The 13,893-nt window shown below is 66.6% G+C and carries 6 protein-coding genes; all 6 read left to right on the plus strand.

All coding sequences use genetic code 11. The features are described from left to right. Positions 1-23 precede the first annotated feature (23 nt). Positions 24-2,906, plus strand: a complete 2,883-nt coding sequence (locus BMX32_RS01480; RefSeq protein ID WP_089974049.1) for an RHS repeat domain-containing protein — start codon at positions 24-26, stop codon at positions 2,904-2,906. 208 nt (positions 2,907-3,114) lie between these two features. Continuing rightward, positions 3,115-5,271 (plus strand): RHS repeat-associated core domain-containing protein, encoded by a 2,157-nt coding sequence (locus BMX32_RS01485; protein ID WP_170843534.1) that lies wholly within the window; start codon positions 3,115-3,117, stop codon positions 5,269-5,271. A 133-nt stretch (positions 5,272-5,404) separates the two neighbouring features. Beyond that, entirely contained in the window at positions 5,405-7,720 is a 2,316-nt protein-coding gene (locus BMX32_RS01490) for an RHS repeat-associated core domain-containing protein (RefSeq protein ID WP_089974051.1), read from the plus strand. Between the two features lie 38 nt (positions 7,721-7,758). Further along, positions 7,759-9,093 carry an aminotransferase class I/II-fold pyridoxal phosphate-dependent enzyme gene (locus BMX32_RS01495; protein ID WP_089974052.1) on the plus strand — a complete coding sequence of 445 codons (1,335 nt, stop codon included), beginning with the start codon at positions 7,759-7,761 and terminating at the stop codon, positions 9,091-9,093. A gap of 533 nt (positions 9,094-9,626) precedes the next feature. Next, positions 9,627-11,414 carry an RHS repeat domain-containing protein gene (locus BMX32_RS01500; RefSeq protein WP_244511365.1) on the plus strand — a complete coding sequence of 596 codons (1,788 nt, stop codon included), beginning with the start codon at positions 9,627-9,629 and terminating at the stop codon, positions 11,412-11,414. 455 nt (positions 11,415-11,869) lie between these two features. Continuing rightward, positions 11,870-13,846, plus strand: coding sequence for an RHS repeat-associated core domain-containing protein (locus BMX32_RS01505; protein ID WP_170843535.1), 1,977 nt, complete (start codon positions 11,870-11,872; stop codon positions 13,844-13,846). Positions 13,847-13,893 lie beyond the last annotated feature (47 nt).

Here is a 13,893-nt window from a genome sequence, read left to right on the forward strand (position 1 = left end):
ACGGCCGGGACGGCGGCGGAGACATGTATTCCACCGCCTTCAACTTCCTGAGCCATATTTCCGCGCAGGTGGATCCCCGCACGGGTTCTTACGGTGCGAGCGTCGAACTGAAGGCGGGCGAAGGTAACTGCCTGCGTGGGCCTGGGTTCGTCTTTCGACTCGTCTTCAACGCCCTCAGCACACGGGACGACGGTTTCGGCGAGGGCTGGGAGGTCGACGTCACACGTCTCGAAGTAGGCACGGCAGAACCGATGCTCAGCGTGAGCGGTGGCGAGATGCACCGCGTCGAGCGATTGAGCGAGGGAAACCCCGCCTTCTTCCCCGACCGCAAGCTCGACAGCTTCTCGCTGACGCCTGGTCCCGGACTGCGCAGCGCCACCCTCGAGCACATCACCGGCATGGTCGAAGAGCTGGCCGCACCCGCCGGGGACGATGTGCTGCGGACGGTGCGCGTGGTCCAGCCTAACGGGGACGGTATCACTCTCACATGGGAATCCGTCACCGCCCGGGCGCTGACGTGCCTGACGTCCGTGGTGGACGATGATGGCGTCGAACTCCTTCGCATCGCGTATCCGGACCTCGCCCGCATTCGATTGACGATCGCGCAGGGCGGAGACGAAGCCCTCGAGGTGAACTTCACGCGCGAGGGCGCGCAGCTGCGCGATATCGCCATCCCGACGCTCGCACGGCTGAACGCGGCGGCCGTCGCCGCGGAAGACGAGTCGCGCTGGACATTCGTCTACGACAACGTCGGCACGCCGCCGTTGCGCTTGCTCACGGAGGTCACCACCCCCAACGGCATACGCGAGGTTGTCACGTATGCCGCGCAGGGACTGCGCCTGCCCCCGAACGGCCCGCGCGCATACATGCCGGTCGTGGCATCGCGTACCCGGTATCTCGCGACGGATCCGTCCGTACGACTGGCGGCGTTCACCTATCGGTTCAACGACAGCCGCAACTACTTCGGGTACGGCGAGGTAGGCGACTGGAAAGACCGTCACGATCAGTTGCTTCATCTGGTCCGCCCTGGCGGCTACGACTACAGGTCGACGGAAACACAGCTCACGGATGACGGGAACACGTCGACCGATCGCGTCTTCAATCATTTCCACCTCATCGTGTCAGAGACCACGCGGAGGGGCGATGTCGTGCAGACGGTGGAGACAACGTATGGCGAAGTCCCCGGCATGTCGTTCGACGATCAGCCGGCGGCATTGCAACTTCCGCACCGCGTCGTCACCCGCCGGGTGCATGCGGCGAACCCTTCGATCGCGATGGAGACCGAGGTTCGCACGACCTATGACGACATGGGCAACGTCATCAGCTCGACGGACACCGCGACGGGCGTGGTCGAGACGTCGGAGTACTACCCCGCCGAAGGCGAGGCGGATCTGTGCCCGCCCGACCCGATCGGCCGTGTGCGACGGCTGAAGTGTCGCACCACCACGCCGGGCGCGGGTGGTGGACATGTGCGCCGGGTGAGTTACCGATACTGCGACGTGCCCGTGCTCGCCAGCCCGGTCGCGGGTCCGCGCGCCCGGACGGTCTACGTGCAGGCGTGCGCGGAAATCGAAGAGGTGGCCGACGGCGACGGCTGGCGTGTACTGAGCGAGAGCAGGCAAGGCTTCATCGACGACGGCGGACCGCAGCACGGATGCCTCCGGGCCGAATCGCGCGATATCGACGGCATCCTCGAGCGCCGTGACTACGACTATGTCATGAGTCGCCCGTCCGGCGATGGCGTGCCTCGGGGGCCGGGTACGCGGACCACCACCATCACTCATACTGTCGACAACGGCATCGACCGGTATGGCATGTCACGCGTTATCGTGAACCGGTCGAGCGAAATCCAGCGACTGATCGACGGGCTCGTCGTGGAGACGGTCGACGCCGGGGACAACCGCGTCGTCGTGACCTACGACGCACTCGGTCGGCGCCTCACTGAAACGGTGCACCCCGGCGTCGACGACTACGAGGCCACCAGCCGCTGGACGTACATGCTTTCCTTTCGCGAGCGCTGGATCGAAAGGATCGGGCGGACGGGGCTCCGCCATCGCCAGTGGTTCGACCCCGACGGCCATCGGGTGTTGCAGGAAGAGCCGCTCGAGGATGGCCGATTCTATCCTGCCATCGCCATGGAGTACGACACGCTGGGTCGATGCATACGACAGGTCACCACGGACCACCTGACCGACGACCAGGTACTCAGTCTCGAGACGAGATACACCTACGACGATTGGGGCCAGGTCGACCGTACGTGGGAGCCCGACGGGAGCGAAACCGTCGCTTCGACGGAACTCGTGCGCGACCCTGCCCTCTACGGCGACGAGACCGTTCAGCGTACGTGGGCATGGCGCGAGCATCAGGGCGTGCGCCCCGCCGGGTGGACGTGGACGGATACCGACGCGGCCGGGCGTCAGCGTCGCACGCAGACAGGCCTCTGGGCTGACGACGGTACGCCCGTCGCCGTCGCCACGCAGCAGTGGGAATACGACGGCCTCGGACGTTGCACCGTCGCCATCGATGCGATGGGCTACGAGACGAGGCAGGTGTGGGATGCGCGCGATCGCGTCTCGGAAACGCTGTTGCCCGATGGCACGCGTGTGACACGGGACTTCGCGCCGGGTCATGAAGGCGAGCTGGTATCTCGCCTGTCGGTCACGCCGGCCGACGGCGATCCGATCGAACTCGGTACGCGGCAATGGGACGGGCTTGGCCGCATCGAGGTCGAGCGCGCCGGCAGCCTCGTTTACCGTTACGGATACGTGCCCGGCCAGCTGAATCCCGCGACGAAGACGATGCCCGGCGGGGGCGTGCTCCACATGGCCTACGACAAGCGCCTCGGTGAAGCGCTCCTCGACCTCAGCCTGGACGATACGCCGGCTCGGGCCAACGGCCCGCGTTGACGACCTGGGGCGCTCGTGCGACCGGACCGCGCCGGGAAGGGGCGCATAGGGCGAAAAGGAGATCGCAATGAACGATGGATTATCCGCGAGAGGACCGACGCCCGCGCTTCGGTTGCTGGAGGCGTCGTACGATCGACGCCTCCAGCAGGCCCGGAACGTGACGTCGCCCTGCGGCGTCATGTCGATCGGCAGCGACTGGCTGGGGCGCATGACGGCGCAGCGCATCGCGCTCGTCGGCGATGCCGTCCGGTACATGGCGACATCCGTCTCTCCGGAAGGCCGCACCCTGACGGAAACCGGCGCGGACGGCGTGCCGCGGACCTTCACTTACGACAACGCCGGACGCCTCGTACGCCTTGGCGAGCCGGTGCTCGTCACGACGTTCTCGTACGATGGCCTCTCGCGCCTGGCGCGGCGACGTACACGCATCGGCGACAGCGGCAGGGCACTGACCGAGCATCGCCGCTACGACGCGCTGGGACGCATCGATACGGTGACGATCGCCCACGATGGGGTCGATGGGCAGCGTACCGTCCATTTCGGCTGGCGGCCCGACGGGAAACTCGCGACGCGGCGTTGGGAGGATGCCGACCGCAAACTCGTCCGCGACGAGGCGTTCGCTTACGATGCGCGCGGCCGGCTCGTCGATCACACGATCCGCTTCGCGCGAGCTGGCGAATACCCCCGGGACGCCATGAACATGGAGTTCGTGGCACAGCATTTCGTCTTCGACGCGATCGACAATCTGATCCAGGTCGATACCACCTTGCGGGACGGGCGTGTCGCCGCAGCCGTGTACGAGCACGATCAAGTGGATACCGACCGTGTGCTTAGGGTGCGCCACCGTCTTCCCGAATATGGTCCGGATCTCGTCCTGTCTTACGACGCCAACGGCAACATGACGCACGACGGTGCCGCGACGTCGTTGCATTGGGACGAAGCCGGGCGCCTCGAATCGATCACCGTGAATGGCGAGACGCGTACCTACCAGCATGGACCGGGTGGACGCATTTGCGCGAGTCGCGAGGGCAGCAGGACAGCATGGCGATTCCACAGCGAAGGACGGCTGACTTTCGAAACCTCGGGCGACGAGCACCGCCGCTATGTTCGAGCGACCGGTGTCGCCATCGCGGAAACCCACCAGATCGGTGCGACGAGCAACACCTGGCTGCTGGGTACGGACCCCCAAGGATCCGTGGTGACCGAGTACGGCGACGCGGCACGCACCCGGGTCTATGAGGCGCACGGCTGGCGAAACCTCGACGATGCGCAGGCACGCACCGCGTTCGCCGGCGAGGTCGCCGAGTCCACGGGTGGCTATTACCTCTTGGGAGAGCGCCTCTACTGCCCGGTGCTCAGGCGCTTCCTGAGCGTGGATCCGGTCAGCCCATTCGACGACGGTGGGCTGAATCGCTATGCGTACTGCCTCGGTGACCCCATCAATCGTATCGATCCCAGTGGCAACGCCTCGGAGGCGATGGCGGACGCCATATCCGGCCTGGTGCTGGCCTTGATCGGCGTCGCGATCACGGCCGTCTCGATACTCACGTTCACGGGCCCGGGACTGGCCGTGCCGGCCCTCGCAACCTTGTATTCGAGCGCTTCCGGCATAACCCTGTTGGCGTCGGCGGTCCTGGATACCAGCGCCCTCGTCGCCGCCGTAGGCGACATTGTCGCATTGGAAAACGATGACGAGGGACTGGGGAGGCTCTTCGGCAGCATCTCGCATACGCTCGGCTATGTGGGATTCGGCATGAGCGCCTTCCACAAGCGCATAGGGAGGGCGGGCAGCAACTTCGTGCGAACGGCGACCGAGGCCCGCCGGACCGTCACACGCGACATTCGGAACAGCGTGCGCCGGTTCGTCGGCGAGGTCGGCGACACATTGATCCCGCGCCCCGTACGTCGATCCTCGTCCACCGTGCGCGCGTTGGAACGCGCCGGCGCCGAGTCCCCCCCGTCGCCCAGCGCCGCGCCTGCCGCATCGCGGAGACCTCGCGTCCGCTTCCCTTCCAGGACCGCCTCGTTCAGGACGGCCGTACGCAGCGCGCCGGGAAGGCGAGCCGCCCGGAGCCGGCCAGGTCGGCAGAATCCCGACGATCCTCGCGTGATGTCGGCGGCCGTTCGGCGCCCACCGCTCCGACGCCAGGCGCCGATGCCCTCCGATCCCGCACAACCGACCCCGGCGCCGTCGGACGAGTCGCTTCGGTTCGACGAATCCTCGCCTTTCGACCTGACGGCGCCGTCCTCCCCGATAGACGCCGGCTCCGTGAGCGCGGGGAGCTCGGACACGCATCGGCGAGCGTTCGGCGCTGCCGACACCCTGCTCGACGATCTGCTGAACCTTTCTGACAGTTCGGTCTGAGCCACGGACGGGCCGGACGTGAGAACGCTGCATGACGACGAACCGCGGCCCTGCACCTGACCTCGCCATTCGAATCAGCCACACGTTCGCCAGACGCATGACACTCGATAGTGCGCCTTGAGAGGACCGGATCATGGACGACGACCACAAGGTGCGCTCCGACCCACGTGCCATGCACCTCACGCGTTACCTGTACGACGCGCGAACCGCGCGGCCGACGGCGATGACGGCTGGCCTCGACATGATCGACTTCGAAGCGGATTTCGCGGGTCGGCTTACGGCACAGACGGTACGGATGCCTGGCGTTCCCGAGGTCGATGTGCGGACGACCGTGTCCGCGGCGGGCCGCGAACTCCACCAGCGCGGCGTCGACGGCATCGAACGCACGTTTCACTACGACTCGGTGGGCAGGCTCTGGAACGTGCACGACGCCCACGTCGACATCACCCTTAGGTACGACGGGCTGTCACGCGTCGTCGAACGTCGCGCCGTTTCAGCCCACACGTCGTCGACCGAGAGCTATGTCTATGACGCCGTTGGACGGTTGTCGGTTCAGACATGGGAGCACGATGGTCCCGACGGCGTCCACCGCCATCATGCCGAGATGGATTTTCGTGCGGACGGAAAGCTTGCCCGACGACGTTCGTTCGAAGCGAGCGCCCTGACCCTCCATGAGCGGTTCGATTACGACGTGCGTGGCCGGCTCATCGACCACGACATCGTCGACGCCCCCGCAGGTCGACTTCCGCGCGACGAGACCGGACGCGAATACATCCGGCAGCGGTTCGCGTTCGACGCGCTCGATAACCTGTCGACCGTCGAGACGATCTTCGCTACGGACGATACCGACTGCGCGACCTACGTGTACGACACGATCGACCCCGACCGCCTGGTGCGCATCGGGCGTGGCGGCGTATCGACGGCCGAGTTTCGCTATGACACGGCTGGCAACGTACGTGAGCTCACGGATGAGAACGGCACGGCCGAGCTGACCTGGGATGGCGCCGGGCGACTCGAAACCATCGCGCATGCCGACGGCCATCGGGATGCGTACCGGTACGGACCTGGGGGACGCGCGACAGCGATCGCACACGACGACGCATGGACATACCGTGCGTTCCAGGATGGTCGCCTCGCATGCGAGTGGCTGCACGTTGCCGACAGGCGCCGGTACGTGCGGGTGAATGGCGAACTCGTTGCGGAGTCCCATCTGGAAGCATCGGCACGAACCGTTCTTGTCGGGGCCGACAGACAGGGCTCCGTCATCATCGATGGCAGCGATGCGGGCACATCACGCCTCTACGGCGCCTACGGTCTCGGCGACGGCGGATCCGGCCACATCGCGACCGCGTTCGCTGGCGAAGTCCCGGCCTCGAGAGCCGGCTGGTACCTACTGGACAGCCGTCTCTACATCCCGGCGTTGCGGCGCTTCATGAATCCGGACCCGTTCAGCCCCTTCGACAAGGGCGGTCTGAACCGCTACGCGTATTGCGGCGGCGATCCGGTCGGCCGCGTCGATCCGACGGGAAACGCCTGGTGGGAGATTGGCCTCGCCGTGGCGGGACTCGTCGCATCCGTCGCCGCCGTCGTCGTTTCGGGCGGCGCCGCGCTGGGCGCCGCCGGCGCTGCTGGCGGTGGACTGCTGTCCTTGCTGACCACACCGTCCGTCGTGGCGGCGACCGCCGTCGCCGCGATCGACGTCGTGTCGCTGGCCGCGGAGGCCGGCGCCGGCATCGCGCAGGTCACCGGCGACAAACGGCTCGAGTCGATCTTCGGCGCCATCGGGACGGCCACGGCCGTGGCAGGCGCCGCCGCGGGTCTTGCGCAGCTCGGGAAGGCCGTAGCCCGGCGCGTAACCCGATTCGTCGGGTCGGCCGGGCGCTCGGCGACCGTGGCGGACGATGCCAGGCGCCCCCTGTCGGGCGTGCTTCCGCTGATGGTCTATGGGCCGGATGCGGCGCCGGCCCATAAGCTCCGCGGCTTGCCAGGAGCGCGTTACGTCAAGCCAAAGTGGTACTCCAGTACCCGGAACGGGGCCACGCACTGGGCGGCGAACGCGGAGGTGACCCATGAAGACGTAATGCGACGCCTGAGCAAGATCGCCGAGCAGCTGCCATGGGGAGGATCGGGCGACCTCTACGTCTACGGCGGCGTGCATGGATTCCCGAAGGAAACCGGCTGGTGGCGTGCCGACGGCACCCGCCTGGGCGGTGAGCCCTGGATTGGGCAGCGGTATATCAAGGAGCTCCCGGGCAATGGCGGCATGTTGGGATTCAAGGGCTACCGTCTCACTTACGTAGAGATGAGCAACATCGACGTCAACACCTATGAGACGCAGCTCAGGAAGCCGGGGATCCACTTACACGGCTTCTGCTATGGCGTCGCGGAGCCGAAGATCCTCGTCGCCTCCGACATGTGGCCCTGGCCAGTCTATCTGAACGATCCGTAAGGTCCACGAGACGAAGTCCGTTCAAGGAGGAATGCATCATGGACGATCCGGAAGATCGCGCAGATGCGCACCGCATCCTCATCGGCAGCACGAAGGAGTTCGCGCACCTCCCGGGTAGCGATCTGCTCGCGCGCGTCGATCCGTTCTACGCCTGGCAGCAGTCGCGGCGTGAAATGTCGCTGTGGAGTTACGGGAAGGTGTCGTACAGCGCTCCCCGGGCCGAATGCAGCGTGCGGTACGACGACGGCACCGCGTTCGCGGGCGTCAATCTCGCGACACAGGACTATCTCGGGCTGTCCTCGCATCCGGCGATCCTCGACGCGGCGAGACGTGCGATGTATGCGCATGGCGTCCACAGCGGTGGCTCGGGTGTCCTGCTCGGCCGGACGCGTTTCGGCACCGATCTCGAGGCGGCGCTCTGCGATTACCTGCACATGGAACACGCGGTGCTTTTCCCGACGGGATGGGGCGCAGGTTTCGGTGCGATACAGGGACTCGTTCGCGAGGACGATCACATCGTCATCGACGAGCGCGCCCACGCGTGCCTGCAGCAAGGCGCCCACGCCGCGACCCGCCGTGTTCACCGTGTACGACATCTCGACACGGCGGCGTTCGAACGGACGCTTACCGCGATCCGCGCAGGCGACACGCGCAACGCGATCCTCGTCGTGACCGAGTCGCTTTTCTCGATGGACTCCGACACGCCGGACATCGCGGCGCTGCAGGCCCTGTGCGACGACTACAAGGCGACGCTTCTCGTCGACGTCGCCCACGACATCGGGGCTGTGGGCGTCGACGGTCGCGGGTTCGTCGGCAAACAGGGCATGCTCGGTCGCGTCGACCTGCTGATAGGGAGCTTCTCGAAGACGTTCGCGTCCAACGGCGGCTTCGTCCTGACGCACTCGCGAGCGGTGAAGGAATACCTGATGGTGTTCGCGAGCACGCACATCTTTTCGAACGCCCTCTCTCCCGTGCAAGCGGCTGTCGTCGGTGCGGCGCTCGACATCGTGCGGTCTCCGGCCGGCGCGGCGATGCGGCACGCGCTTGCCGCGCGCGCGACGCAACTTCGCGCGGCGCTCTCGGCCGCCGGACTGACCTGCCTGGGCGACCGATCGCCGATCGTTCCTGTCGCCTTCGCCGACGAAGCCCTCGCCCGGCTAACGACACGCGCACTTCCGGCGAGAGGCGTAGTGGCCAACCTCGTCGAATACCCGGGCGTGCCACGGGGCACGGCACGGCTCCGGCTGCAGCTGATGGCCGCGCATTCGCCGCGACAGATCCGCCAGGCCGCCGAGGGCATCGGCGCCGCGTATCGCGGCGCCATCGTGGAACGCGTCGCGTATCCATCCATCGGGGGAGACACCTCATGCTGATCCGTCGCGTGGAGTACGACCGCCGCTCCAGTCTGCCGCGCGCGATCGAGACGATGGCAGGCCGCATGGACACCGATGCGGACTATCTGAGCCGGCTGATCGGGCAAAGCGTGCACCTCGAGGGCGACGTGCCTCGTGCGGCGGCATCCGTCGTCTCGCCCGGCGGACGCGTCACCGGGGCGACGCATGTCGACGGCAGTCAGCGATCGATCGACCGCGACAACCTGGGCCGTCCCGTATCGGTACGTGACGGCGACGTGCTGATCGCTTTCGACTACGACGCGCTGTCCAGGCTGGTATGTCGCGTGACCCGGGTCGACGACAGACGGCTGACCGAAGCCTTCACGTATGACGCACTCGGACGACCGCAAGATCTGTCGATCACCGCGGATGGCGCCGCGTCCTTCCGGCGTCGCCTCGCGTTCACCTGGCGTGCCGATGGGAAGATGAACACGCGAATCTGGCACGACGACGCTCGGGTGCTTCGCGCCGAGCGCATGGCGTACGATGCCCGAGGCCGTCTCGTCGCCCACGTGATCACCGAGGCCGACGAGGACGAGCTCCCGCGCGACGAGGCGGGCAATGCGTATGTCGCGCAGTCGTTCACTTACGATGCCGTCGACAACCTCGTGGCGGTACGCACCGAACTGCATGGCGGTGAGGTCGACGTCGCCACCTATGAATACGATGACACGGAGCGCGATCGGCTGCTGGGCATCGTCCATGCGCGACCGGAATATGGACCGCCCGTGCGTCTCGCCTATGACGACGACGGCAACATCGCCGACGATGGCCGCGGCCGCGCCTATCGCTGGGACGGCGCCGGCCGGCTGGAGTCCGTCACGCGCGCGAACGGTACCTGGCAGTACCGCCATGGTCCGGGCGGGCGTATCTGCGCGATCGTGCATGACGGGCACATCCTGTTCCGCTATCACGAAGACGGCGGATTGGTGGCCGAACTGAGTTCGACCGAGGAGCGGCGCTACATCCGCTGCGGGGCCAACGTGGTCGCCGAAACACGCCTCGCCGCCGCGATCCGTCAGACATGGCTCCTTGTTGGCGACGCCCAGGGCACGGTGCTGGTCGAAGCCGGCGATGGTGCCCCACGGACGAGAACCTACGACGCCTTCGGCGCCCGGGACACATCCACCGACGCCGCGCAGAGCGGATTCACAGGCGAGAGCCTCGAGCGGGCCAGTCACTGCCACCTGCTCGGCAACCGACTTTACAGCCCGGTATTACGCCGGTTTCTGAACCCTGATCCGCTCAGCCCGCTCGGTCCCGCAGGCTTCAATCGCTATGCCTATTGCGGCGGCGATCCGGTCAACCGGGTCGATCCCAGTGGCAACAGCTGGTTGCCGATTTTCTTCTCCGCGCTCGGACTGGCCGCAGCCGTCATTGGCGCCGTCGTCTCGGTCGGCGCACTTTCCGGCGCGGTCGCTGCCGCCGGAGGCGGCCTCACGATGTTGCTGTCGACACCGTCCATGGTGGCGGCGACCGCCGCGGCAACCCTGGACGCCGTGTCGGTCATCGCCGAAGCTGCGTCGCTCACCGCGCTCGCGACGGGCGAAGACGGCCTCGCGACGATGTTCGGCGCGCTGGCCTTCGGCTCGGGGATCGCGTCCGCCGGATTGAGCGTGCTGACGCATGCGGTGTCGCGAAGCGCACGATTCGTCGGCTTCGCCGGCACGTCGCGCGGCAGCGGAAGGCCGGGCATATCGATGCACCCCATGGGCGGCGCGTCATCGTCGATGAGGCATGCCGAATCGCCGCGCGAGTTTACCTTCATGCAGGAGCATGAGATCGCCAGAGAACGGTTGAGTATCCACCCCTCGAAACCCGAGTGGGTCGTCGAGCCGATCTTCCACACGTTCCGCCACCCTGCCAACCGACTATCGATGCATCACTTCGTCGACTCGGTGGTCTACAACGACATGATCTCGCGCGCGGCCGAGCTGATTCGTGGCAATCCGCTGCGCAGGAAGAAGACGGCGGTCTACGTGTATGCGGGTGTGCACGGCGAATACAAGAAACCGAACTTCGGCCCGCAGATGCGTAATTCCAGCCCGGTTGACGACGAACTGCTGGACGAACAGCGGTACTGGTTCAGAGAGCTCCAGAACATGCTCGGCGAGAACTACGAGGTCTTCCCGGAGAACGTGGGCAAGATGAGCCGTGACGCCTATCGCAACGCCATGGAAAGGACGGGCCACCATCTTCACTGGTTCTGCTACAGCCTCGCCGACAACGTCGCCATCGCTGAGATCGGCATCCCCGCGAACATACCGCTTACCGTCTACCCCGTACCAACGGGACCGTGATGCGTGCCTATGGCGATGCCGCCGTGCCCCACTGGCGACGAAGCGGTCGCCGACGCGTGGATGCCATCCCCCGAATGCCCTGGGGCCCCATGAAGGCCAGCAAGGACACACCGATGCCAACGCCACTCACCACACTCGCGTACGACGGCCTCACCGGGCTCATGCGCTCGCTGACGGCCGGTTTCGACGCCATCGACTTCGCACCGGACTATCTCGGTCGCCAGACCGAACAGATACTGCGCATGTCGGGCATCACCGAACGATCCGTCCACACGACCGTGTCTCCGGCGGGCAGGCACCTTGCACAACGCGGGGCCGACGGTACAGCGCGTATCTTTTCCTACGACGGCCGGGGCCGTTGCGAGCGCATCGACGACGAGCACGCGACCGTGGTCTTCGAATACGACGCGCTTTCCCGCCTGTCGTCGCGAACCGTGACGACGCCGGACGGGAACATGATCGCGAGCTTCACGTACGACGCGCTGGGACAGCTGGCGAACCAGGACTGGGAATTCGCCTCGGCGACCGTCACGAATCGTCGGGGCCTGGCGCTCCGCTGGCGCGCGGACGGAAAACTCGACGGACGTGTCTGCACCGACGCCGACGGGTCATGCATTCGTAGCGAAACGTTCGGCTACGATGCACGCGGTCGCCTCGTCGCCCATGACATCGTGCAGGCACGGGACGACGCGTACCCATCAGACGAGATGGGTCGCCGCTATCGGTGCCAGAGCTTCGATTTCGACGCGATCGATAACCTGACGCGTGTGGCGACGACGTTTCTCGACGGCACGATCAACGAGGCGACGTACCGTTACGCCGATGACGAGGCCGATCGGCTGACGTCGATCGCGGAGACGGCGGGCCCGGGGACGGTCCTTTCGTACGCGGTGGATGGCGGCGTCGCGGAGCTGACGGACGCGCGCGGCACCCAACGGTTCACCTACGATGGCGCGGGCCGCCTGGCGACCATGACGGACGCGAACGGATCGACGTCCGAATACCGATACGGCCCTGCCCACCGCGTGACCGGCGTGCTCAGGGACGGCACGCTGACCCACCGGATATTCGAGGAAGGTCGGCTCGGCTGCACCATATCGACGGCGGCCGGAACGCGTCGGTACGTCCGAGCACAAGGTGCGCTCGTCGCGGAAGCCGTGTTGTCGGATCCCGTCGTCATGACACTCGTCGGGTCCGACCCGCAAGGCTCCGTACTCATCGAGGATGACGAGCCTCCGCGCGGCTACGGGGCGTACGGCATGCGTGCGCCGAACGGCCAGAAGGCGACGACGGCTTTCGCCGGAGAGGTGCCTGACGACGGCAGCCAGGGCTACCTCCTTGGCCATCGGCTCTACCTGCCGGCGCTTCGCCGATTCGCCAGCCCCGACCTTTTCAGCCCGTTCGACGACGGTGGCCTCAATCGCTATGCCTATTGTGCAGGCGATCCGGTCGGACGGATCGATCCGTCCGGCCAAAGCTGGCTGAACATCGGCCTGGCCATTTTCGGTATCGCCACGGCGGCGCTCGCCACGATCGTATCCGCTGGCGCGGCATTGCCCGCAGTGATGGCCGCCGGCAGCGTGTGGGCTGCCGTATCGACGCCCTCGGTAGTCGCGCTCGTGTCCGTCGCCGCGATCGACGTCGTCTCGCTCGCCGCGGAGGCCGGCAGCGCTATCGCCACCGTCGAGGGAAACGACTCGCTGATATCGGTATTCGGCACGATCGCTACGGTGACGGGCGCGTTGGGAGCGGCGACAGGACTGGCGTCGCTGGGCAAATCCATCGCACGCGCCGCCACGCGTTCCCGGCCGTCCGTACGCTTCGTCGGATCGACGCTCACGCGAGGAGGCAAGCCGGCGGCTGGTGCTTCGATAGCCGACGTCGCACTGGGAGGTCGCGGCGCCGGGTCCCGAGGCGCCAACCCCATTCGTACGCTTGCCGAGCTGCCGTCATCGCGCTCGACGCACACCAGGGGCGGGGCCATTCGGCCGGATCCCGGCTGGCATGCCCAAACGAAGGGACCGGCAACCTACTGGGCGGCGGACACGGAACTCACCGTGAATCTGACGATGAGGCGCCTGCGCTCGATCGCCGCCGACCTGCCGGAGGGGTCGGGAACGATCTATGTTTACGGGGGCGCCCATGGCTGGCCGACCCAGGAACCTCGCTGGGACTCGTACGGCCTGCGAAAGAGCCCGGATGACGAAGTCGACGGCGCGTACCGCGAACGACTTCCCGCTGTCATGCGGCTCTTCCAGGCAAAGGGGTACGACCTGCGCTATGTGCCGCTAAGTAAGATAAACGCCGAGATGTACGACGGTATGACCGCCCTGCCAGGGGTACATGTGGACGGAACCTGTTTCGGTGTGGCGGATCCGCGCTTCAGGCTTGTGTCCGGTATGGCTCCCCACCCTGTCTACCTGTCCCGCTAAGCACACCTCGTCGTGCAACGGTCTTCCGGATGAGCGAGCGGACTGCC

It is taken from the genome of Luteibacter sp. UNCMF331Sha3.1, from assembly GCF_900109915.1.
Classification (GTDB): domain Bacteria; phylum Pseudomonadota; class Gammaproteobacteria; order Xanthomonadales; family Rhodanobacteraceae; genus Luteibacter.

Coding starts and splice junctions, on each gene's coding strand:
- BMX32_RS01480 (WP_089974049.1), top strand. CDS start 24: ATGTATTCCACCGCCTTCAACTTCCTGAGCCATATTTCCGCGCAGGTG.
- BMX32_RS01485 (WP_170843534.1), top strand. CDS start 3,115: ATGACGGCGCAGCGCATCGCGCTCGTCGGCGATGCCGTCCGGTACATG.
- BMX32_RS01490 (WP_089974051.1), top strand. CDS start 5,405: ATGGACGACGACCACAAGGTGCGCTCCGACCCACGTGCCATGCACCTC.
- BMX32_RS01495 (WP_089974052.1), top strand. CDS start 7,759: ATGGACGATCCGGAAGATCGCGCAGATGCGCACCGCATCCTCATCGGC.
- BMX32_RS01505 (WP_170843535.1), top strand. CDS start 11,870: ATGATCGCGAGCTTCACGTACGACGCGCTGGGACAGCTGGCGAACCAG.